Here is a 20,906-nt window from a genome sequence, read left to right as displayed (position 1 = left end):
GGCTTCCCTCATCCGGCGCCCGCCGGCGCCCCGCTCCGTTCGAGGCACAGGCTGGTCCAGGCGATCCCCGTCCGACCGAGCGGATCGGGCTCGTCGCGCCGCTCGACCGTCGCCAGCCCGAGCGGGCGCGCCAGCCGCTCGACCTCCTCCGCCGACACGGCGAAGACCGGCTGCCCCGCCGGCGCCGGGCCGAGCCGCAGCGTCATCGCCAGCCGTCCGCCGGGCCTGGTCAGCCGCGCCAGCGCCGCCAGCGCGTCGGCGCGGTCGGCCGGCGCGACATGGTGCCAGACCGCCGAAACCAGGACGAGGTCGAAGGCGAGCCCGGCGCGCGTCACCGCGTCCAGCGCCGGCAGCCGGTCGTCGATCCATTCGATCGCGGCGCCGCCGTGCCGTCGCATCGCCTCGGCGCGCATCGCCGCCGCCGGCTCGGCCGCGGTCACCCTGTAGCCGAGCCCGGCCAGCGCCGCCGCGTCGCGCCCGCTTCCGGCGCCGACATCGAGCGCGGTCGCGCCGGGCCCGGCGGCGGGGACGAGGGAGAGGATGTCCGCCCCGGTGCCGTCCGTCTCATATTGCTCCGCCAGCGCGGCGGCCGCGCGCTCGTAGATGGGGATGGCCCGCTCGCTGTCGCTCATCCTCCTTATCTAGGGTACCTTTGGCCCTGGTCCAGCACGCCTCGCCCTCCTTCGGCCCTCAGCCCGCCTGCGCCAGCGCCTCGCACAGCCGGTCCGTCGCCAGCGCGATCCGCGATTCCGCCGTCTCCCGGTTCGAGGGATCGTTCCTCACCGCCCGCGTCTCGGTGTTGAAGGCGAGCAGGCTCCCGGCTCTCTGGTCCGGGCACAGGCTCAGATAGGCGCGAAAGCCGTTCTGGTCGCCATTATGGCCGACGAACCGCACCGGCCCGGCCGCGTCGACGAAGAAGGAAAGGCCGCTCTGCGTCGTCGCCGCCATCCGCCCCTGGCTGAAATCCTCGCCGGCGGCGATCTGGGGCCGCCACATCTCCTCGATCGACGCCCGCCGCAGCACCAGTTCATGCTCCGCCTGCCGCGCCGGATCGCCGATCAGGAAGACGAGATATCGGGCCATGTCCGGCATCGGCGCGTTAAGCCCGCCGTTCGACACGGTCACCCCGGTATCGACGTCGAACGGCGCCGCCTCGCGCCGCCCGTCGCGCACATGATAGCTGTGCGAGCGGTGCCGCAGCAGATGCGGCGGCGTCCGGTCGAAATAGCTGTCGTGCATGCCGAGCGGGCGCAGGATGTTCTTGTCGACATAGACCTCATAATCCTCGCCGGTCAGCCGCTCGATCACCTGGCCGAGATAGACGATCCCGGGATTGGAATAGCCGAAGCGCGAGCCCGGCCGGAACGTCACCTGCGTATAAGGCAGCATCGCCTCCAGCTGCGCCCAGCCCGCCGGCTCGAACGGCTGCCATTCCGCCTCCCGCCACGGCCAGGTGCCCGATCGGAAGCCGGCGCTGTGGCTCATCAGCTGGCGCAGGGTGATCGCCTCGGTATTCCCGAACGGATTGTGGATCCGCGCCAGCTCGGGGACGTAGCGCGTGATCGGATCGTCGAGGGACAGCAGCCCGCGGTCGCGAAGCTGCATGATCGCGATCCCGGTCATCGTCTTGGTGATCGACGCCCAGTGATAGATCGTCCGCGCGTCGACCGGCACATGGCCTTGCGCATCCTGCTCGCCGAGATGGTCGGCGGCGACCGTCCGCCCCTCCCGCACGAAATAGAAGCTGCTCCCGGCGATCCCGGCGCGCCCCGTTTCGGCGCGGTGGAGCCGGCGGAATTCCTCCAGCGCGGCCGCGAAGGCGCGTTCGTCCGCCGAAGCGGGGCTGGGCACGAGGCAGGCGGCCGCGACCAGGAACAAGGCGGCGAAACGGCGTCGCATGTCGTAAAATCCCCCTTTGTCCGCCCCATGGGCCAGGCCGCCGACCATAAGCGCGCCTCCCGGCCGCTGCCAACCGGCGGCTCGGCCAGGACCCTTAGCCCTGGAAACGCTCCAGCACCCGGGCCGCCTCGACATGGGCATCGTCGGCGATCGGCACCCGCAAATGGCCGCGATAGCGGGCAGTGCGTCCCTGGGTGCCGGCGCCGATCACGGTCAGGGTCATCGCGAATTCCACCGAGGCGACGGCGCCCGCCTCGATCCGCGCGAAGGTGAAGCGCGACAGGCCCTTGCTGCGCAGGCTGAAATAGGTCTCCCCGACCAGCACCGAATGGTCCGTGAAGATCACCTTCAGGCCCGTGGGCGGGCTCCGGCGCGGCATCCGCCAGTTGTTCTTGCCCTTCCTGCGCGCTCGCTCGGCCTCGCGGAACCGTGCGAAGGTGGCCGGCGCTACCGTCCACCGCCCGATCACCCGCTCGCCCCGGCGCATCCGGCGCACCAGCGTCCAGGCATAGAGATAATTGAGCATCGCCAGCGTCCCGACGATCAGGACGACGATGCCCAGCGGCCGGGCCGGACCCGGCGCGCCCGCCGGGTCCTGCACGCTCCACCCGACCGCGGCCGCGCCGGCCAGCGCCAGCCCCGCCGCCAGCACCGCTTTCGGTCCCGGCCTCGTGATCCCCCGGTCGCGCATCGCCGCCGCCCTCTGTCGCTCCACAAGTCGCCGACAGGATAAGGCGGCGGGACCCGCTTGTTGAGCCCGCGCGGACCGGAGCGCGGTTCGTTGCAGTCGCGCAATGGTCGCAACTCTGGTAAGACGGGCCTGCCGGCGATGCGCCGCCGGCCTCCCCTCATGGTCAGCGCGCGGCGGGACACCGCCAGGGGAGACCGACATGGGCTATAGCGACGCCACAAATTTCAGCTTCCTGCAGCGCAACCTCGCCGAGACCCGCGCCTATTGCGACGATCGCATGGCCCAGGGCTTCCGCGTCAAGTCGATCTCGGTCGCCGGCGAGAATCCGGTCTCGGGCACGATCGACGCCCGCTATTCGGTGGTGCTCACCAAGGGGCGGATCTGGACCGATCAGGAGGTGGTGTTCGGCAAGAGCCAGGCCCAGTTCCAGACGATCTTCGAGCAGATGGCGGCCAAGGGCTTCGGCCCGACCATCGTCGCGGCGGGCGGCGGCAAGGACCGGGCGGTGTTCGCCGGCGCCTTCCGGCCGATGCCGACGATCCCGCTCACCCGGATCAACATGAGCGAGCAGAATTTCGGGGACATCAATCACGAGCAGCGCCAGCAGGGCAATCTGCTCGTCTGGGCCGACTGCTTCGGCACGCTCGGCGACCGCCGCTATTGCGCGATCTGGGGCGCCAATCCCGACCGCATCGCCTGGAATCTCGACGTCATCGACGCGGTCGGCGACCTGCGCCAGCAGCGTTTCGACGCGATGGTCTCGCAGCGCGCGCGTCCGGCCCATGTCTCGATCAGCCCCAGCGGCGGCGTGTTGCACCTCTACCGCGATTCGCGCATCGGCCGCTGGACGATGCGTTCGCTGATGACCTTCGGCGAGACCACCGATTATCGCACCGAGAAGAAGGCCGACGGGCTGTGGCCGATCCGGATCGCCTCTTCCGGCCAGGGCGACAATGCGCGCTTCGCGATGATCTGCGCCGAAGGCGAGACCCGGATGGAGCGCGGCCTGCGTACCGTCGGCCGCGACACGTCGGGCACCACCACCCACACCCAGGCGATCGACCAGGCGATGAAGCGGCTGCTGCAGACGCAGAATCTGCGCGGGCTGGCGCTGGCGATCGTCCAGGGCACCCGTTTGGTCTTCGCGCGCGGCTACACCTTCGCCGAAAGCGATTATCCGAATGTCCTGGAGACCACCCTGTTCCGCCAGGCGAGCGTGTCCAAGGCCTTGTCCGCGATCGCCATCTGGCGGCTGATCCAGCAGGGCGGCAGCAATGGCCTGGCGCTCGGCACGATCATGCAGTCGGTGCTGAGCCTGCGCACCGGCCGCGGCAACGCGCCCGGCGACTTCCGCTTCGCCATGATCACGCTCCAGCATCTGCTCGAAAGCTGCTCCGGCATTCCCCAGGACGTCGTCCGCGAGACGCTTTCGGAATGGCGCTCGCGCGGGCCTTCGGCATGGCAGCCGGCGCCGCACCGCGCGATCCACGAGGGGATTGCCGAGCAGGCGCTCACCGGCACGCCCGGCGACCGCGACATCACCGATTACGGGCGGACCGATTATTATCTGCTCGGCCGGATCGCGGCTCGGCGGCTCGGCGTCGATTCGTTCGAGGACGCCTTCCGCCGGCTGGTCATGCAGCCGCTGGGCATGATCCGCACCCGCACCTCCAGCTCGGCCGCGGACGACCAGCCCGACGACGAGACCCGCTACCACACCACCGCCGCGGACGACGCGCTCTGGCTGACCCGCAGCCAAGTCCATTCCGACCGGCGCTACGTGCCGGTCCAATATGGCGGTTGGAACATGGACGTGTTCAGCAGCGCCGGCGGCATGTCGGCATCGGTGGTCGACATGGCGCGGCTGTGCGCGATGCTGGGCTCGCGCAACGCCGCCAATCCGGTGCTGACCCCCGCCACCATCGATCGGATGATGCGGCGGGCGGTGACCGCCGGCGCCGACCAGCCCGATCCCGCGCCGAACAACAACAAGCGCCACGGCTATCACGGCTTCGACTGGGTCAGCAATGTCGGCACGACGCGCAATCCGGCCTTCGAATATTCGAAGGGCGGCTCGTTCGAGGCGGCGCGGGCCGGCATCCGCGGCACCACCGGCGGCCGCGGACTGGCCTACGCGATCGCTTACAATGGCGATCCCGACGGCCCGTCGGCGGACCGCGACTGGTACGGCCAGATCAGCGCCGCCGCCCAGGCCAATGCGTGGGGCAATGGCGACCTCTTTCCCTTCTACGGCATGGCGCCGCTGCCCTGAGGACGCGGCCGCCGGCGCTCTCTCGATCGAAGACGACGCTCGGCCTCAGTGCGCCTCGTGCACGGTATGCCAGCTGTTGCGGGCCTCGATCTGCCGTCTCTCCGCCGCATCGATCGGTCGATCGGCTTCTCCCTCGAGCACCGAATTGTCGCGCATCAGCTCCTCGAAGCCGGGCGCCGAGAAGATGAAGGCGATGGCGAGCGGCTCGGTGCCGTCATTGTGCAGGGTGATCCGCGTTTCCCTCGGAATATAAATGGTGGCGCCGGACTCGACCCGCGCCTCGCGTCCTCCGAGTCCGACCCGTCCCGAGCCCCGGTGGACGAAGATGATCTCGTCGGCGACGAGGTGCCGATGCGGCCGGATCGAGTCCCCCGGAGCGATCTCCTCATAGCCCATCATCAGATGCTGCGAGCCGCCATTCCTTCGATCCACCTTGAGGATGAACGGAGTCGTCAATCCGGGCGCGCCGTCGGCCCGTGAGCGGCGGACCCGCCGCTCGCCTTCGTCCACCTGAAGGATCAGGCCGGCGGGCGACACGCCTCCGGCCTGCGGGCCAGCCGCGGGAGCGAGGGGCGCGGCCGGTCCGGCACCGCAGGCGAGGGCGAGCAGGGCGCCGATCGCTATCCTGACGGGTCTGGACCGCATATCTGCTCTCCCGGGATGCGCGGGCCGCATCCGCGGTCAAAACGGCGACACGGCAACATGAGCCTGTTTCGGCAGGCAGGCCATCGCTTTCCCGCGTCTTCCTCGGGCGCCACCCTGTCTCGGTGACGCGAGCGCGATCCCCACGCCGTCGAGCCATCCGCCCCGCCTCAGATCGTCGGCACCGTGCCGCCGTCGATGGTGAATTCGGCGCCGTGGATCGAAGCCGCCCGGTCCGAGGCGAGGAAGGCGATCAGCTCGGCCACCTCCTCGGGCTGCGCCGGCCGGCCGAGCGGGATCCCGCCGAGCGCGTCGAGGATGCTCTGCCGGGCCGCCGCCTCGCCTTCGCCCGAGCTCGCCGCGATCCGCTTCACCAGCGCCTCGGCCGCCTCGGTGTAGATCCAGCCCGGCGAGACCACGTTGACCCTGATCCCCTTCGGCCCGATCTCCTTGGACAGCGCCTTGCTGTAGGCGGCCAAGGCCGCCTTCGCCGCGGCATAGGCGGTCGTCGATTCGGGCAGCGGCAGCCGGCGCTGGATCGACGCGACATGGACGATCGCGCCGCGCCCCCGCGCGAGCATAGCCGGGACGAGCGCGCGGTCGAGCCGCACCGCGCCCATCAGGTTGAGCGCGATCTCGGCGCTCCAATGGCCGTCGTCCAGGGCGGCGAAGCCGCCGCCGGGCGCGGTGGAGCCGCCCAGCACATGGGCGATGACGTCGATCGGCCCGAGCCGTTCGGCCGCCGCCTCGGCGAGGCGCGTCACGCCCTCGGCCGTGCCGAGATCCGCCTCGACGAAGGCGTCGGCCGGGACGAAGTCCGGCCGCCCCGATCGCGCCGCCGTGATCAGCCTGGCCCCGCCCGCGGCGAAGCGACGGAAGGTGGCCGCTCCGGCGCCCTTGGTGCCCGCGGTGACGACCACCGCCTGGCCGGCGAACTCCTCCGGATCGATCCGCGCCATCATCCGATTTCCAGCGCGGCGATGCGGCCGCTCGCCAGGCTGAACCGGAAGTCCAGGATGACCGGGCTGCCGGGGAACGCCCCCGAGACGCGGGCGGCCACGCGCTCGACGCCGCCCTCGGCGCGAACCGACTGCGGTTCGGCCACGGCCTGGCTGGCGACGCTGGCCTCGAGGATCCAGGCGCGGATCGCGTCGCGTCCCCGGTGGGTGCGCCGCTCGTCGCGGACGACCGCTTCGGGCGCGAAGGGCGCGAGCATCGCCTCGGCGTCGAGCCGCCGGTTGGCGTCGAAATAGGCGCGTATAGGGTCGGGAAGAGGGATTTTCATCGTCCAGTCTCCTTGGGTCCGGGATTGACCGACAAGGATCTGGCGCTACGCTCACTTTCACGCAAGAACGCACAAAAAAGTAAGGTACTCACCCATGGGTAAGCGACCCGAATATACCGCCGATACGGCCGCCCGGGGCGTCCAGAATGCGCTTCGCGTTCTCGAGGGCCGCTGGAAGCTCGTCATCCTGTTCCAGCTCTTCGGCGGCAAGGTGCGCCGCTTCTCGGAACTGGAGCGAGCGATCCCGGGAATCTCGCAGAAGATGCTGATCCAGCAACTGCGCCAGCTCGAAAAGGACAAGGTCGTCGCCCGCATCGTCCATCACGAGGTCCCGCCCCGCGTCGAATATCACCTGACCGACTGGGGCCAGTCCCTCTGCCCGACGCTCGACGCTTTGCTCATCTGGGCGGAGGCGGCGCCGGCCGAAGTGAAAGAGGGGAAGGAGGAAGCGGCGGAAGCCTGAAGCGATGGGCAGTCAGACGTTTCGTCTGACGACTCGAAGATCGCTGGAGGCGACACCGCCGATCAGGAACCGCGTGTCCCGCCCTGCCACACCCCTTTCTCCGTCATTCTCGCGAAGGCGGGAATCCAGCTCCGGGCGGCGGACCGACTCTCCTCCTGCAACCGGCCCACGCGGCGACGCGTGGCCGCACCGGCATCCCCTGTGAGAGGGCGTCCCTCCCTTACAACATCAGCGCCATCGGCAGATCCGCCTCGTATGTCCCATCGGCCAGCCGGAAACGTCGCTCGAACCGTCCCTCCTGCCGGAAGCCGACGCTTTCGTAGAGCCGGATCGCGTGGGTCAGCCCCTCCCTGACCACCAGCTCGATCCGCTCGACCCCCGGCGTCGCCGACCGTGCGCGCGCGATCAGGTCCGCGAACAGCCTGCGGCCGACGCCGCGTCCCTGCGCTTCGGGCGCGACCGCCACCGTCAGGTCCCACAGCACATGCTGGAACTGCACGGACGGCATGCGGCTCGCCTTGATCATGCCGATCAGCCCGTCCCCCTCCCACGTGCCGATCGCGACCCCGCCCGCCAGCGCGCCGGAAAGCGCCTCCTCCATCCAAGGCAGGTCCATCTCGCCGGGCAGCCGCCCGAGCCCCCCTTCGGCGCGCTTCATCAAGGCGAGCAAGGCGGGCGCGTCGGCGAGGCGCAACGGGCGAAGGGCGTATTCGGACACGGATGTTCGCTCCTCGTGCCCGCCTTTTCCCCTCGCGGGTCCGCATCGGCAAGAGGCAGCTTCAGTCCTGCCCCCGCTTTGACGACCTCAGCCTTCGGGCGCGGGACTGACCCTCCGCCACAGATCGTCGAAGGCGATGCTGTCGAAGAAGGCCTGGGCGCGCACGATCATCCCGCCTCGCATCTCCAGGATCCAGGCGTAGCTATTGGCGTAAGGCTGCCCGTCGCGCGCCGTTCCCGCGGCGTCGAACAAGGCGATGACGGTGTCGTCCTCGGCATAGAGACGCCGCACCGTCGGGATGAGGCGCGACTGCATCCGCGCATTGAACGGCCGGATGACTCCGGCGAGGAAGGCTTCCTTGCTCGGATAGGTCCCGGCGGCCGCCGATCGGCCGGTAATGGTCCAGGCCGCATCCTCGGCAAGGAGGTCGTAGGGACTGCCGGTCCCGGCCCGCCACGCCTCGAATCCGGCCGCGACGCGGGCGCGGTTGCCTTCTTCCTCGGCCGGTGCCGTCTCGGCGCCGGCCGCCCCTGCCGTCATGACGAGGAGGCCTGCGCCGGCGGCGAGGCAGAATCCGCGGCGTCCGCAATCGACCATGTCAGCTTCTCCTGCAGCGCCTGCGCGCCGCGCGCGGCGGCCTCGGCGACCTGAAGGTCCTGTGCGACGCTGCCGCCGGAGACGCCGACGGCGCCGAGCAGGCGGTCCTGGCCGTCGCGCAACGGGATGCCGCCGGCGAACACGGTGAGTCCGCCATTGCTGTCCTCCAGGCCCGGCGAGGTGCCGCCGGGCTTGCAGAACTCGCCGACCGCTTCGCTGTTCATGCCGAACAGGGCCGCCGTCTTGGCCTTGCGCAGGGCGATGTCGACGGATCCGAGCAGCGCCCCGTCCATCCGCAGGAACGCCTTGAGGTTCGCGCCGCCGTCGAGGACGGCGACGTTCATGGGCACGCCGATCGCCCGCGCCTCTTCGCACGCCGCCGCGATCGCGGCGGCGCTCCACGCTTCGGGAAGGTCCATCCGTGCCTCCCCTCAGGCCAGGCTGGGCTGGGTTTCGGTCTTCAGATCGGCGACGATGACGTCGTCGACCGGCGGCGCGATCTCGATCCGGTTCTCCCAGGCGGCGAGCTGGTGGGCCTTGAGCATGTCCTCGATTGGCTGGGGGCAGACGTTGCGGAACCTGCCCGTCTCCGCCGGCACGATCCGGATCATCGCGTCGATCTGCTCCTGCGGGTCCATCCGGCCTTCGGGCGTCGCGAAGAAATCGTCGAAGCCCTTGCGCAGCTCGGCGCGCTTGGTGACGTTCCGGGCATCGTCGAGCCAGCGGAACGGATTGTCCGCCATCGTCTCGTTATAGCCGGTGAAATAGGCGCCGGGATTGATCGTCTGGATCATGATCCCATAGGCGGCCAGTTCCTGCTGCATCGCCTCGGCGAAGGCCTCGATCGCATGCTTGGTCGACACGTAGGTCCCCCAATTGGCCGGGGTGAACAATCCGCCCATGGAGGAGGTGAACACCACCTTCTTGCCGCGGCTCGCGCCCTCGCGGATCCAGCGCTGGACGACTCCCTGGGTCAGCTCCAGCGGCAGGAAGACATTGTTCTCGTAGTTGCGGCGGACGATGTCGACCGGGATCTCCCACACCGGGCCGGGCTCGCCGCGGCCGGCATTGTTCCACAATATGTCGAAGTCCCAGCTTTGGGCCTGCTTGATGTCGTAGGGATCGTGAAGGTCGAGGCGCTCGACGCGGATTCGGTCGGCCAGGCCGAGCGCATCGACCTCGGCGCGCAGCGCCGCGACCATCGGCGATACCTCGCAGGTGGCGATGATGTGATGGCCGTTGCGGGCCATTCCGATCCCCGCGGCCTTGCCGAAGCCCGAGCCGCCACCGGTGATCAATATCCGCTTGCCCATGTCCGCGTCGCCTTTCGCTGCTGCCGATCAAGGGGCAGTAACGCGGTCGGCTTCGGCCTTCCCATGGACCGGAGTGCTGCGGCTTGGACGTGAGTGCCGGATCAGGACCGATGGGCCCGCCGCCACGCGCCCGGCGGCATCCCGGTCGCCGCGACATGGTGTCTCGACAGGTGGCTGGCATCGGCGAAGCCGCAGGCATTCGCGATCTCGTCGACCGGCAGGTCGGTGTCGAGGAGCAGGGTCTTGGCCCGCTCGAGCCGCTGGGCGAGTTGCCAGCGAAGCGGCGAGCTTCCGGTGGTCGCCTTGAACGCGCGCGCGAAATGGCTTCGGGAGAGCCGGCATTCGGACGCCAGCGTCTCCAGGCCGATGTCCCCGTCGAGATGGGCGATCAGCAATTCCTTCGCCCGCCGCACCTGCCAGGGGGCGAGGCGGCCGGATGGCCGCGGAGAATTTGTCCCGGCCGCGCCGTGGACGGACGTCAGCCGCGCGAGCAGCGCGAGCGCTACGTGGCTGGAATAGAGCTGGCTCGGCGTTTCCGGCTGGTGGATGGCCGGCAGGAGCGATTCGGTGAGGTTCCGGATGACGTCGTCGTCGAGAGCCTCGGCGAGCGGCGTGATCAGCTGCCCGCCGCCGCTTATCCCATGCTCCTGCTCGTAGCGGCGCAGCGTCTCGCGCGAGATGTGGACCGAGATGCAGTCGACCTCGGACGGCCCGAGCGAGCCGTGCCGGACATTCAGGTCGAGGAGCAGGAACTGGCCGGGCCTGGCCGCCAGGGAGAGGGCACGTTCCTCCACCCAATAGGGATGGGCGGGCAATTCCCGCCGCTGCAGGCAGATCAGATACCCGTCGACGCGGTCGAACTGGGTGCGATGGCTTGCGCTTTCCTTCCACTGCAGCCGGGTGGCCGTAAACTCCCCCGCTTCGAACGCCGAGATCGTCAGCGTCGGAGGCTTCTCGACGCCGGCGAACTTCTCCAGACGATCGCGAAAGCGATGCTCCATGGTGGCGCCCGCAGATGAGGAAGAGCCTTTCTACCAGATCCGTTTCGGGCCGAAAACGATTCTCGCACGCTCGAGGCGGCGGCGCCCGGGCGCCCGGCGCCTGCCCGTGCGGCCGGTCAGGGCGCCCGCGGGGGCTGGGGCTGCGACCCGTAGGTCGAAGGCCGCTTCTGCGCCACCATCGCGAAGGTGCGGCCGCCATGATAGGTCACCGTCCCGCACATCCGGTCGCCTCCGGCCGAGAGCCTGCCGTCGAACAGGACGTCGCCCTCGCGCGAGGCGACGGCCATCCGGATGCTGCGCCCGCTCAGGGTGATCAGGCGCAGGACGACTGGCGCGGTCCTCGCCGGCGTCACCGATCCGCCATAGCCGCCGTCGACCAGGCCGATCGACATCAGCCCGAAGCTGGGCGTCCCGTCGACGTCCATCAGGAAATCCCAATCGCCGTGGAGGTTCGGGGCCTCACCGCCCGCCGGGGCGGCTCCCGCGCCGCAGTCCACCGTGATCGATGTTGCGGGCTGTGCGGCAAGAGCGGACGGGGCAGCGAAGGCGGCGGCCAGCGCGAGCGTCATCAGGCATTTCATCTTCATCTCTCCAGGCTGATATCCGGGGCGCGGGATCGCGCCGCCGGCGGCCGGCATCCGCCGGTCCGCGCCGCATCGACAAGCCGGGATTTCGCCAATAGCCTTTCGTTTTTCGCCAATGTGGGAAGCATGGAGTTCACGCAGCGCCAACGGCCTTTGTGGGGGAGATGGCGGCCTTCATGGGCCGCGATCGCGGTGGGCCTGCTCCTCGGCTTCGCCGGCCCCTTCGGTTCCTACCAGGCCTTCCCGGCCGCGATCCGCTACGCCTTCTGGATTGGGCTGACCGCGGCCGGCGTGGTCGCAGCCGTCGCGGCGGACGCCGTCCTGCCCAGAGCGAGGCTTCGCCCCGGCGCGATCCGGATCGGCGCCGTCGCTCTGGCCTCCGCCTTGCCGATGACCTTCATCGTGGCCTGGACCCTGTCGCTCCTTCAGCCGGGCCGCTTCTTCACGCCTTTGCAGCTGCCGGCCCTGTTCGCCGCGGTCGCGGCGGTTCAGCTGCTGGTCGCCTACGCGGCGACGGCCACCGCGCCGCGGGCCGATGATGCCGAGACACCCGGCCATGCGCCCGCGCGCCCGGAATCGGGGGAAGAGCCGATCCCGCCTGCCTTTCCGGCCGCCTTGCTCGGCCGGCTGCCGCCGGAGATCGGCCGCGACATCGTCGCGCTCGAAACGGAGGATCATTATCTGCGCGTCCATGCCGCCGGGGGCAGCGCCCTGATCTTGATGCGGATGGCCGATGCGGTCGCCTTGCTCGACCCGCGTCTCGGGGCGCAGGTCCACCGCCGCTGGTGGGTCGCCGAGGCCGCGGTCGCGGGCGTCCGGACGGAGGGGCACAGGCTTGTCCTCCGCCTGACCGACGGGACCCTGGTTCCGGTCGGCAGGACCTTCGCCGCGGCGGCCAGGACAAGGTTCGCCCAAGGCCGCGACACCGGCCCGCTCGGCCCGGTCTCGGCCACGGCCAAGGCGCCCTTCGCCGGCGGCGCCTGACGGCAGGCTCCGGCTCCTGTTGCGGGGATATAGATCGGCGGTCGAGAATAGGGGTTGCAGCCCTGCCATGCTCGCCGCCCCTTACTTTTTGGCGCGGAATGCCTATATAGGGAAGGCTATAGTCGCAAAGTGACGGTCGTTGGTGCTTTGCGCTCCTCTTTCCTTCTCTCGCTTCTCCTAGCGCCAGGAGACCGACTCCCGGTCTCCGCATCAAGAAGGAATGGGTTATGCCGATCGGCTCCGTGAAGTTTTTCGATACGTCCAAAGGCTACGGCTTCATCACCAACGAGGCGGGCGGCAACGACGCGTTCGTCCACATCAGCGCCGTGCAGGCGGCTGGGATGCACAGCCTCGAAAAGGAACAGCGCCTGTCCTACGAGCTCGAGAATGACCGGCGCGGCAAGACCAGCGCGGTCAATCTGCAGGCGGCGTAAGCGGCGGCCTCCGCTCTGAGCGGAGGAAGAACGAGGGCGGGGGCCAGCGGGCACCCGCCCGATTTCCCGGGATCGGAGCCGCTATGTCTGCACAGCATGATTTCTATCTGGAGCGCGCGGCGGAAGCCCGCGCCGGAGCCGCCGCGACGACGCTCGACAATGTTCGTGAGCGTTGGCTTCGCGCCGAGGCGCGTTGGACCGAGATGGCCGCTCGCAGCGAGCGTGGCGAGAAGATGCGCCAGAAGCTCGTGGACGAGAAGGCCGCCGAGCAAGCCGCTTCATAGGCCACAATCCGGCCTGATCCCTCGATCGATCGCCTGCTTCCATAAACTCTTCGCGGCGTCGCTGCTGCCGTCAAATATCCGGAGAACCACATGTCCAGAATTCCCCTGCGCCCGTTCCTGATCGCCAAGGATGCGGACGGCGTCGTCCGCCTCACCGTCCGCGAGACGCGCTACAATTCGCAGCATTATCCGCTGGTGACGTCGACCCTGCAGCCGGAAAGTTTCAAGACCGCGGCGGCGGCCCGGGCCTTCGCCAAGGAGAATTTCGGGGCCGAGGCAGGCCAGTTCGCGAGCAAGTAGAGCAACGTCCGATCCGTCGGGCAAGGGAGTGTCGCGAGAGATGAAGTCGTACAAGGATCCGTCCTTCCAGGACCGGGTCGGCCAGGCCGCCGAAGCGAAGCGCAAGGCGCTCGACAAGCTCCGCGCCAAACCGCCGGTCGACGAGAAGGTAGCCGCCGAGCGCCGGGCGGCGCGCGAATTGCGGGAAGCGGCGAAAGCCGAGGAGCGCGCATCCCGCAAGGCGTCGGAGCAGCGCGCGAAAGAGGAAAAGGCTGCGGAGAAGGCGGCGCGGGCGGATGAAGCCGCACAGCCGCGATCCGCTCCGCCGCCGCGCACCGAAGCGGAAAAGAAGCTCGCCCGCGACGCCCGCTACGCCGCCCGCAAAAGCCGCCAATAAACGGGGACACAATACTAATTAAGAGCGCGCTTCGCCCCCCCGACGTTGACGGCAAGCGCCCCTTTCGAAAGCGTCGCGCCGGCCCCCGAAGAGGGAGGCGAAGCGCCGGCGGCTCTTGTTCGTCCTGTGCACCGCCGCGCCGCGTGCCCCGCGCCGGCGCCGCCGACCCCGCGAGCGGCGGCTTGTCTGGATCGCTCGGGAACGGTGGCGTCGGCCATGAGTAGCCGATGCTCCAGGGCCTCGATCCGCGGCTCGGACGCCCGCTTTTCGGCTTCTTCGTCCAGCCGGCAGTCGGGCCAGTATCCATTCTGCCAGGGCGGCGCCGGCCAAGGTCCGCGGAGTGGCCCCTCCGCGTCTTCGCCTCCGCGCGCAAAATCCGCCGTCCCTCCCGCGCGGCTGGCGTCCCGGGAAACGCCTGACGCGTGAGAGAAGCGGGCCCCTTCGTGTCTTCGCGTCTTCGCTTGAGACGATTCCCACGCTCGGGTCCCGCGCCGCCGCCCGATGAGAACGCCTAGAGCGCCCCAGCCCGCAACGCCTCACGACCCTCCCGCCGCCGCGCCAGCACTATCGCCGCCAGCCCCAGCGCCGAGGTCGCCGCCCCCGCCAGCGGCACCGCGGCATAACCGAGCCCACCGGCGATCACCGCCCCGCCCAGCGCCGCGCCGATCGCGTTGCCGAGATTGAACGCGCCGATATTGACCGACGAGGCGAGGTTGGGCGCCGCCCGCGCCGCCTCCATCACCCGCACCTGCAGCGGCGGCACCAAAGCGAAGCTCGCCACGCCCCACAGGAACACGAGCACCGCCACCGCGGCGGCAAACGAACTCAACAGTGCGAACGCCACCAGGATCGCCGACAGCGCGCCCAAGGAGGCGATCAGGGTCATGTCCACCGACTTGTCGGCGAACTTCCCGCCCAGCCAGTTGCCCACGGTGAGCCCGACGCCATAGGTGACCAGCATCGCCGTCACGAAGCCGATCGAGGCATGGGTCTCGCTCTGCAGGATCGGCGTGATGTAGGTGAAGACGGTGAACATCGCGCTCGATCCGATCACGGTGAGGCCGAGCGCGCCGAGCACCGGCCCGCGCGCCAGCACGCGCAGCTCGTCGCCGATCCGTCCGCCGACCGGCGCCGGCATCGCCGGCAAGGTCGCCCGCAGCCCTGCCATGATCGCCACGCCGAGGCCCGTTATCCCCCAGAAGGAGGCCCTCCAGCCGAGCTGCTCCCCCGCCCAGGTGGCAAGCGGCACGCCGACGACGTTGGCGATGGTGAGGCCCATGAACATCGCCGCGACCGCCGCCGCCCGGCGCTCGGCCGGCACCAGGCTCGCCGCGACGATCGATCCGACGCCGAAGAAGGCGCCATGGTTCAAGGAGGTGACGATCCGCGCCGCCAGCAGCATCCCGTAGCCGTCGGCCAGCGCGGACAGGAAATTGCCGAGCGTGAAGATGGCGGCGAGCCCCACCAGGAGCGTCCGCCGGTCCACCCGCCCGGTCGTCAAGGTCATCAGCGGCGCGCCGATCAGCACGCCCAAGGCATAGGCGCTGACCAGCAGCCCGGCCGCGGGGATCGACACGCCGAGATCGGTCGCGATGACCGGCAGCAGGCCCATCGGCGCGAATTCGGTGACGCCGATGCCGAAGGCGCCCGCGGCGAGCGCGAGCAAGGGAGGATTGAGTTTCATGGCTGTTCGTCCGGGTCAGGCCAGCGGCGGGTTGAGGCGGGCAAAGCCTTCCTGCTGGCGATAGGGCGTGTGCGGATAAGGCGGCAGCACGTCGCTCGCCGCGTCGAGCCGCGCGACCTGTTCCGCCGTCAGCGTCCAGCCGACCGCGCCGAGATTGTCGCGCAGCTGCGTCTCGTTGCGGGCGCCGATGATCACCGACGCCACGGTCGGCCGCCGGAGCAGCCAGTTGATCGCGACCTGCGGCACGGTCCGCCCGATCTCCTCGGCGACCGCCTCGATCGCGTCGATCACCCGATGGAGATGGTCCTCGCCCACCGGCGGCGCGAACTGTTCCGTGTCGTGCAGCCGGCTGCCCTCGGGCACAGGCCGCCCGCGCCCGATCCTGCCGGTGAGCCGCCCCCAGCCGAGCGGGCTCCACACCAAAGCGCCGACGCCCTGGTCGGCGCCGAGCGGCATCAGGTCATGCTCGTAGGCGCGGCCGATCAGCGAATAATAGACCTGGTGCGCGACGAAGCGCGGCCAGCCGTGACGGTCGGCCACGGCGAGCGCCTTCATCAGCTGCCAGCCGGGATAGTTGGAGACGCCGACATGGCGCACCTTGCCCTGCGCCACCAAATTATCGAGCGTCGCCAGCAATTCCTCGACCGGCGTGTGCGCGTCGAGCGCGTGGAGCTGCAGCAGGTCGACATGATCGGTGCCGAGCCGCTTCAGCGACGCCTCGACCGCCCCGATCAGCCGCGATCGCGACACGCCCCAGTCGGCCGGCCCGTCGCCCATCGGCAGCCCGGTCTTGGTCGAGATCAGCACCTCGCCGCGCCGCCCCCTGATCGCCTCGCCCAGCACTTCCTCGGACGCGCCGCCCGAATAGACGTCGGCCGTGTCGAACAGGTTCGCGCCCGCCTCGAGGCAGAGATCGATCAGCCGCCGCGCCTCCTGGGCGTCGGTGGTCCCCCAGGCACCGAACAAGGGGCCCTTGCCGCCGAACGTGCCCGTCCCGAAGCTGAGCGCCGGCACGCGCAGGCCCGATCTTCCCAATTGCCGATAGTCCATGATCCGCCTCGCCTCCGTTTGCGATGAGAGCGCATAGATGGACGGCCCGGCGCGGCCGGAGTAGGGCCGCCAGATGTCAAGCACCTTTGAACCCCAGGCAAAGGCGGCGGCGCGCGAGGACCGCGCCCGCTCGCTCGAGATCTTCGCCGCGGTCGTCGCCGAGGGCAGCTTCTCCGCCGCCGGCCGCCGCCTCGGCCTCACCCCGTCGGCCGTCAGCCGCGCGATCGACCGGCTCGAGGAAAGGCTCGGCGTGCGGCTGCTGCTTCGCTCCACTCGCGCGCTGACCATGACCGCCGAAGGCCATGCCTATCTGTGCGGCGCCCGCCGCATCCTCGCCGATCTCGACGACGTCGAGCAGGAGATTGCCGACCAGGGCGTCCCGCGCGGGCGGTTGCGGGTGAGCGCGGCTCTGTCGCACGGGCGCCTGTGCGTCGTGCCCATGCTCGGCGAGTTCGTGAAGCTTTACCCGCAGATCCTCGTCGACATCGGCCTCACCGACACGCTTGTCGACGTCGCCGCCGGCCAGGCCGACGTCGCCATCCGCTTCGGCCCGCTCGCCGACAGCCCGCTCACCGCCAGGAAGCTCGGCGAGACCCGCCGCGTCGTCGTCGCCTCACCCGACTATCTGGACCGCCACGGCACCCCGCGCGTGCCGGAGGATTTGCACGGCCACAATTGCCTCAGCTTCAACTTCCGCCGCGCCGAGCCGATCTGGCCCTTCCGCAAGGACGGCCGCGACTATGCCCTCTCGGTCAGCGGGAATATCGAAGCCAACAATGGCGAGACCCTAGGCCAGCTCGCCGCCGCCGGTGTCGGCATCGCCCGCGTCGGGGCGTTCAGCGTGGCGGAGGAGCTGGCGAGCGGGCGGCTGGCGCCGGTGCTGGAGGAATATAATCCCGGGGACGTCGAGACCATCCACGCGGTGTTCGTCGGCGGGGCGAACATGCCGGCGCGGGTGCGGGTGTTCGTGGATTTTTTGGCGGAGCGGTTGGGGAGTGGGGGATCAGAATAAAGGAGGTGCTTGGGAACGACTACTGCGCGCCATAACAGGGGGTCCCCGCGCCGATCATCGTTGCCTGAATCGGCCGTTCAACCCAGCGGCTTTCAAGCTGGTGAGGGCTCGAGGCTGAAGCCCACGGATTTTCGCCGTTGGATTGCTTTCAATTTGCTGTTTCGCGTCATCCGGGCGCAGGCGGGGCCAAGCTTCACTGCTCAAAATCCTGCACAGTTTCATGGCGGGAGGAGTGGAACTTGAACCCGGGGAAACGGTTGCGCGTTCGCCCATCCCCTCGCCTAAGCAGCCAACCACTTTCGGGCTGGCTGCCACACCCATCCGATGTCGCCTCAAATCGGGAGCGTCAATCCGATCCCTGCGCTCGGCAGATGGGCAAAGGCCAGAGATCGCGCCGCACCTCATGCAGGGATGCTATCGAGAGCCGGCCCGACAATTGTCGGCCTCGGGCACGATCAGAAGCGAGGTAGCGATAATTTTCTCGGGAATCCGTCGTTCCACGCCATGGGCGCGGCGTTGGCCACCATGGAGGGCATCTCTGAAGAAGAGGGATTGATGCTTGCTCGGCGGGCGGGACGAAGCGTCACGATTCTCGCTCGAACGATTCCTAGGGGCGCTCCGGCGAACCCCGCATGGATCGCGGAGGGACGAACTCTCGTGCCCAGTCTGCTGGCAGGCGGATGGAACGGCGCCTCTGCTGAGGATCGGCGGGTAGTGGGGATGTTGACCGCTGACGGCGACTACACCCGTCTGGAGGAGGCTCTCCGACCCCTCTCTCGCACCCAGGATGCTCCAATCGACCTGCACGGCGACGTCTGGCAAATGAGGTCACCCGTCGATGCCTTCGTACATTTGGGTCATCTCATCACTCGCGCAAATCTGGACCGACTGGAGCAAGCAGCGGCGGAGGCCTTCGGCGCGATCGTTCCCGAGCAGGATGAAGACGATCCGTTTGCTCCTGCCCCACCTCGCGACTCAGGATATAGCTCTTGGCTGAGAACAGGGCTCTCGACGACGCTGCTTCACATTGCCGTTTTGGCCGAGCAGGCGAACTTCTCGGTTGCGGGGGTTCAGCCGCAAAGCTTCGTTAACGACCTAGTAAAGGGTCTTCCGGGTTTGGCCACGGACACGCGCCTCCTGATCAGCATCCGAGACGAACTACCTGTGTTGATGGAGGCCGCCCCTGACCCTTTGTTGGCGGCCCTCGAGCACCTGCTCGAGGGCGATGAAAGACTGGTCAGTCCTCTTTTCCAGGAGAAGAAAGGCTTCCTCTCTTCCAGCAGCCCCCTCACGGATGTTTTGTGGGCGCTGGAGAGGATGGCTTGGGATCCGAGGTATTTGGAAAGAGTTTCGTTGCTCCTCGCCCAGCTGGCGGAACGAGACCAGGGAGGGCGGCTCTCCAACCGGCCTATAAACTCGCTCCGAACCATCTTTTTAGCTTGGCTACCTAGTACTCACGCTCGCCTTGAAAAGCGTCTGGCCGCGCTGGACACCCTCGTTTCGAGGTACGAGGCTGTCGGCTGGAGCTTAGTACTGAGCCTCTTGCCGCAGAACCGTTCAGCCACCTCGTTGACTACTAAACCCCGCTTCCGAGATGCTGGGGCGTCTGAGCAAGCCACCCTCACTGTGGGCGACGTGCGCCGGACTTACGTTCACGTCATCAACCGAGCGTTGGAGCTTGCCGCAGAAAAGCCCGACCGGTGGTTGGCATTGATCGATGAGTCTGATGACTTTCCTACCGAGATGCGCCAGCGGTTCTACGAGCGCCTGGAGGCACATTTCGAGACGCTCGAGGACGAGGAACGCCGCACGGCTTGGGCTGCCGTTCGCGACAAAGTAGCGCGTCACCGCAGCTTCGCGGACGCGGCTTGGGCTCTCCCGGAAGACGAGCTGCAGGTACTCGATGCAATGCTCGCGAAGTACCAGCCGCTGGCTGCCCTGGACCGGTACCGGTGGCTCTTCGACGAGTGGGTCCCCGACCTTCCGGGCGCCTTCGAAGAACGTGAAGTTAGAATCATGGCGGCGCGTGCCGCGGCTCTGAACGACCTGCTTGCCGAAGGCTATCCTACCCTTCTTGCCGCGGTGCGCACCGTCAAACTTCCCCACACCCTTGGCCAGACCGCCGCGCGAGTGTTGTCGATGGAGGTCATCCAAGAACTCGCTGCAGACCTCTATCAGGATGAGGAAGCGCGTTCGTTCATCGTCGCGCTTTCGAGTCAGGCACTCGAAAGGTTTGCATCACTTTGGGTGGATTATGTGCGGGCGCTGCATGGCGCTGGTTCATCCGGCAGCGACATCGCCGCGTTGCTCGTTGGTTGGCCAGATCAGAGGGAAACGTGGGACTTCGTCGCATCTTTAGGCGAAGAGGTTCAGAAGCAGTATTGGCTTCAGAAGCAGCCCTTCCGGCTGAAAGGGGATGATGCCGACGTAGAACGAGCGGTTGAGACATACCTACACTTAGGTCGCGCGAGTGCCGCACTCCACACCGCCAGCGATAGGATCAGGCGATTGCCGCAGGGTACTCTCTTCTCGATCCTAGACTTACTGCCAACCGAGTTAAGCGCGGCTGGTCAAACGATGGATGCACTCTCAGCGCACCTAGTCGAAACGGCTCTTGAGGAACTTTCACATCGGGAAGACGTCAAGCTGCTCGAAGTGGCCAGGCGAGAGTACTATTATCTCGATATCTTCCGGTTCCGTGATAAGACGCTTAGCATACACAGACTCATGGCAAGCGATCCCGAGTTCTACTTTTCGATTATCTCGGACGTGTTCCGGGCTAAGTCCGACGAGCCGAGTGAGCCCGCGTCGGAGCAGAAGCTTGCGAGGGCCAGAGCTGGGTACACGCTCCTCAGCGAGTTCAAGCTCGTGCCGGGTCAGGAAGGGGACACAGTGGACTATCGCTCTCTGCGGACATGGATCGACCGGCTTAAGGCGCTCGCGATTGAACACGACCGGGTCGACATTACCGCAAACTATATCGGGCATACGCTCGCTCACTCCGTACCTGACGAACAGGACGGTGCGTGGCCACATCGCTCGGTCCGTAAGGTAATTGAGGAGGAGCGATCGGATCTCCTTGAAGAGGGTTTCGCTGTTGAGACCTTCAACTCACGCGGCGTCTATTCGAAGGCTCTCTATGAAGGGGGTAAGCAAGAGCGGGCCTTGGAGGACAAGTATCGGAATTTCGCCAGAAAGATAGGTGAGCCGCGCACCTCGGCTATGCTCCACAAGATTGCGGATAGATACGCCCGAGACGCTGCTGACGAAGATCTCCGCGCGGAACATGACAAAATTGCGGGTCAATGAATATGAGC

General features: G+C 68.2%; 23 protein-coding genes. 9 read left to right on the top strand and 14 right to left on the bottom strand.

Annotated features, from left to right (window positions below; translation table 11 throughout):
* Positions 1 to 8: 8 nt before the first annotated feature.
* The 3 genes from DDE10_RS14245 to DDE10_RS14235 form a co-directional block, all read right to left on the bottom strand.
* Positions 9 to 632: a class I SAM-dependent methyltransferase gene (locus tag DDE10_RS14245; protein WP_114953442.1), complete on the bottom strand. Its 624-nt coding sequence runs from the start codon at positions 630 to 632 to the stop codon at positions 9 to 11.
* Positions 633 to 690: 58 nt separating this feature from the next.
* Positions 691 to 1,899, bottom strand: a complete 1,209-nt coding sequence (locus tag DDE10_RS14240) for a serine hydrolase domain-containing protein (RefSeq protein ID WP_162806625.1) — start codon at positions 1,897 to 1,899, stop codon at positions 691 to 693.
* A gap of 94 nt (positions 1,900 to 1,993) precedes the next feature.
* Positions 1,994 to 2,590: a hypothetical protein gene (locus DDE10_RS14235; protein WP_114953440.1), complete on the bottom strand. Its 597-nt coding sequence runs from the start codon at positions 2,588 to 2,590 to the stop codon at positions 1,994 to 1,996.
* Between the two features lie 199 nt (positions 2,591 to 2,789).
* Here DDE10_RS14235 and DDE10_RS14230 point away from each other — a divergent pair, with 199 nt between their 5' ends.
* The gene (locus tag DDE10_RS14230; protein WP_162806624.1) at positions 2,790 to 4,862 is read left to right on the top strand and encodes a serine hydrolase domain-containing protein; all 2,073 of its coding nucleotides are present in this window, start codon (positions 2,790 to 2,792) and stop codon (positions 4,860 to 4,862) included.
* 45 nt (positions 4,863 to 4,907) lie between these two features.
* On the opposite strand, the gene DDE10_RS14225 is transcribed toward DDE10_RS14230, so the two are convergent.
* The 3 genes from DDE10_RS14225 to DDE10_RS14215 all read right to left on the bottom strand — a co-directional run bounded on the left by DDE10_RS14225 (position 4,908) and on the right by DDE10_RS14215 (position 6,789).
* Complete coding sequence (locus DDE10_RS14225; RefSeq protein ID WP_162806623.1) at positions 4,908 to 5,507, bottom strand: cupin domain-containing protein; 600 nt, start codon at positions 5,505 to 5,507, stop codon at positions 4,908 to 4,910.
* Between the two features lie 167 nt (positions 5,508 to 5,674).
* Entirely contained in the window at positions 5,675 to 6,466 is a 792-nt protein-coding gene (locus tag DDE10_RS14220; protein ID WP_114953437.1) for an SDR family oxidoreductase, read from the bottom strand.
* Positions 6,463 to 6,789, bottom strand: a complete 327-nt coding sequence (locus tag DDE10_RS14215; RefSeq protein ID WP_162806622.1) for a nuclear transport factor 2 family protein — start codon at positions 6,787 to 6,789, stop codon at positions 6,463 to 6,465. The genes DDE10_RS14220 and DDE10_RS14215 overlap by 4 nt, the downstream gene beginning before the upstream one ends.
* Positions 6,790 to 6,883: 94 nt before the next feature.
* Between DDE10_RS14215 and DDE10_RS14210 the strand changes: the two genes are divergently transcribed.
* Positions 6,884 to 7,252, top strand: coding sequence for a winged helix-turn-helix transcriptional regulator (locus tag DDE10_RS14210; protein ID WP_114953436.1), 369 nt, complete (start codon positions 6,884 to 6,886; stop codon positions 7,250 to 7,252).
* Between the two features lie 220 nt (positions 7,253 to 7,472).
* On the opposite strand, the gene DDE10_RS14205 is transcribed toward DDE10_RS14210, so the two are convergent.
* The 6 genes from DDE10_RS14205 to DDE10_RS14180 all read right to left on the bottom strand — a co-directional run bounded on the left by DDE10_RS14205 (position 7,473) and on the right by DDE10_RS14180 (position 11,468).
* A complete protein-coding gene (locus DDE10_RS14205; RefSeq protein WP_162806621.1) occupies positions 7,473 to 7,970 on the bottom strand; it encodes a GNAT family N-acetyltransferase in 498 nt (165 codons plus the stop codon).
* 87 nt (positions 7,971 to 8,057) lie between these two features.
* Positions 8,058 to 8,567, bottom strand: a complete 510-nt coding sequence (locus DDE10_RS14200; RefSeq protein WP_114953434.1) for a nuclear transport factor 2 family protein — start codon at positions 8,565 to 8,567, stop codon at positions 8,058 to 8,060.
* On the bottom strand, positions 8,507 to 8,986 hold the full coding sequence (locus tag DDE10_RS14195) for a GlcG/HbpS family heme-binding protein (protein WP_114953433.1): 480 nt from the start codon (positions 8,984 to 8,986) through the stop codon (positions 8,507 to 8,509). Before DDE10_RS14195 ends, DDE10_RS14200 begins: the two co-directional genes overlap by 61 nt.
* Positions 8,987 to 8,998: 12 nt before the next feature.
* The gene (locus DDE10_RS14190; RefSeq protein ID WP_114953432.1) at positions 8,999 to 9,880 is read right to left on the bottom strand and encodes an SDR family oxidoreductase; all 882 of its coding nucleotides are present in this window, start codon (positions 9,878 to 9,880) and stop codon (positions 8,999 to 9,001) included.
* A 101-nt stretch (positions 9,881 to 9,981) separates the two neighbouring features.
* Positions 9,982 to 10,881: a helix-turn-helix domain-containing protein gene (locus DDE10_RS14185; protein WP_114953431.1), complete on the bottom strand. Its 900-nt coding sequence runs from the start codon at positions 10,879 to 10,881 to the stop codon at positions 9,982 to 9,984.
* Between the two features lie 116 nt (positions 10,882 to 10,997).
* Positions 10,998 to 11,468, bottom strand: a complete 471-nt coding sequence (locus DDE10_RS14180; RefSeq protein WP_162806620.1) for a hypothetical protein — start codon at positions 11,466 to 11,468, stop codon at positions 10,998 to 11,000.
* 123 nt (positions 11,469 to 11,591) lie between these two features.
* On the opposite strand from DDE10_RS14180, the gene DDE10_RS14175 reads away from it, so the two are divergent.
* From DDE10_RS14175 to DDE10_RS14155, 5 genes are all read left to right on the top strand, one after another.
* On the top strand, positions 11,592 to 12,449 hold the full coding sequence (locus tag DDE10_RS14175) for a LytTR family DNA-binding domain-containing protein (protein WP_284734665.1): 858 nt from the start codon (positions 11,592 to 11,594) through the stop codon (positions 12,447 to 12,449).
* Positions 12,450 to 12,676: 227 nt separating this feature from the next.
* Positions 12,677 to 12,883, top strand: a complete 207-nt coding sequence (locus DDE10_RS14170; protein ID WP_114953429.1) for a cold-shock protein — start codon at positions 12,677 to 12,679, stop codon at positions 12,881 to 12,883.
* An 83-nt stretch (positions 12,884 to 12,966) separates the two neighbouring features.
* Positions 12,967 to 13,167, top strand: coding sequence for a hypothetical protein (locus DDE10_RS14165; RefSeq protein ID WP_114953428.1), 201 nt, complete (start codon positions 12,967 to 12,969; stop codon positions 13,165 to 13,167).
* 90 nt (positions 13,168 to 13,257) lie between these two features.
* Positions 13,258 to 13,467 carry a hypothetical protein gene (locus DDE10_RS14160; protein ID WP_114953427.1) on the top strand — a complete coding sequence of 70 codons (210 nt, stop codon included), beginning with the start codon at positions 13,258 to 13,260 and terminating at the stop codon, positions 13,465 to 13,467.
* A 40-nt stretch (positions 13,468 to 13,507) separates the two neighbouring features.
* Positions 13,508 to 13,843, top strand: coding sequence for a DUF6481 family protein (locus tag DDE10_RS14155; protein WP_114953426.1), 336 nt, complete (start codon positions 13,508 to 13,510; stop codon positions 13,841 to 13,843).
* A 511-nt stretch (positions 13,844 to 14,354) separates the two neighbouring features.
* Here DDE10_RS14155 and DDE10_RS14150 read toward each other — a convergent pair.
* Both DDE10_RS14150 and DDE10_RS14145 read right to left on the bottom strand, forming a co-directional pair.
* Positions 14,355 to 15,527: an MFS transporter gene (locus tag DDE10_RS14150; RefSeq protein ID WP_114953425.1), complete on the bottom strand. Its 1,173-nt coding sequence runs from the start codon at positions 15,525 to 15,527 to the stop codon at positions 14,355 to 14,357.
* Between the two features lie 15 nt (positions 15,528 to 15,542).
* A complete protein-coding gene (locus DDE10_RS14145; protein WP_114953424.1) occupies positions 15,543 to 16,577 on the bottom strand; it encodes an aldo/keto reductase in 1,035 nt (344 codons plus the stop codon).
* A gap of 73 nt (positions 16,578 to 16,650) precedes the next feature.
* Between DDE10_RS14145 and DDE10_RS14140 the strand changes: the two genes are divergently transcribed.
* Both DDE10_RS14140 and DDE10_RS14135 read left to right on the top strand, forming a co-directional pair.
* A complete protein-coding gene (locus DDE10_RS14140) occupies positions 16,651 to 17,589 on the top strand; it encodes a LysR family transcriptional regulator (RefSeq protein ID WP_114953423.1) in 939 nt (312 codons plus the stop codon).
* Positions 17,590 to 18,105: 516 nt separating this feature from the next.
* The gene (locus tag DDE10_RS14135; RefSeq protein WP_162806619.1) at positions 18,106 to 20,898 is read left to right on the top strand and encodes a hypothetical protein; all 2,793 of its coding nucleotides are present in this window, start codon (positions 18,106 to 18,108) and stop codon (positions 20,896 to 20,898) included.
* The last annotated feature ends 8 nt before the right edge of the window (positions 20,899 to 20,906 follow it).

Source organism: Sphingosinicella terrae, from assembly GCF_003347635.1.
Taxonomy (GTDB): Bacteria; Pseudomonadota; Alphaproteobacteria; order Sphingomonadales; family Sphingomonadaceae; genus Allosphingosinicella; species Allosphingosinicella terrae.
Note: the sequence above shows the minus strand (reverse complement) of the source record. Positions and strands in the feature narration are given on the sequence as shown.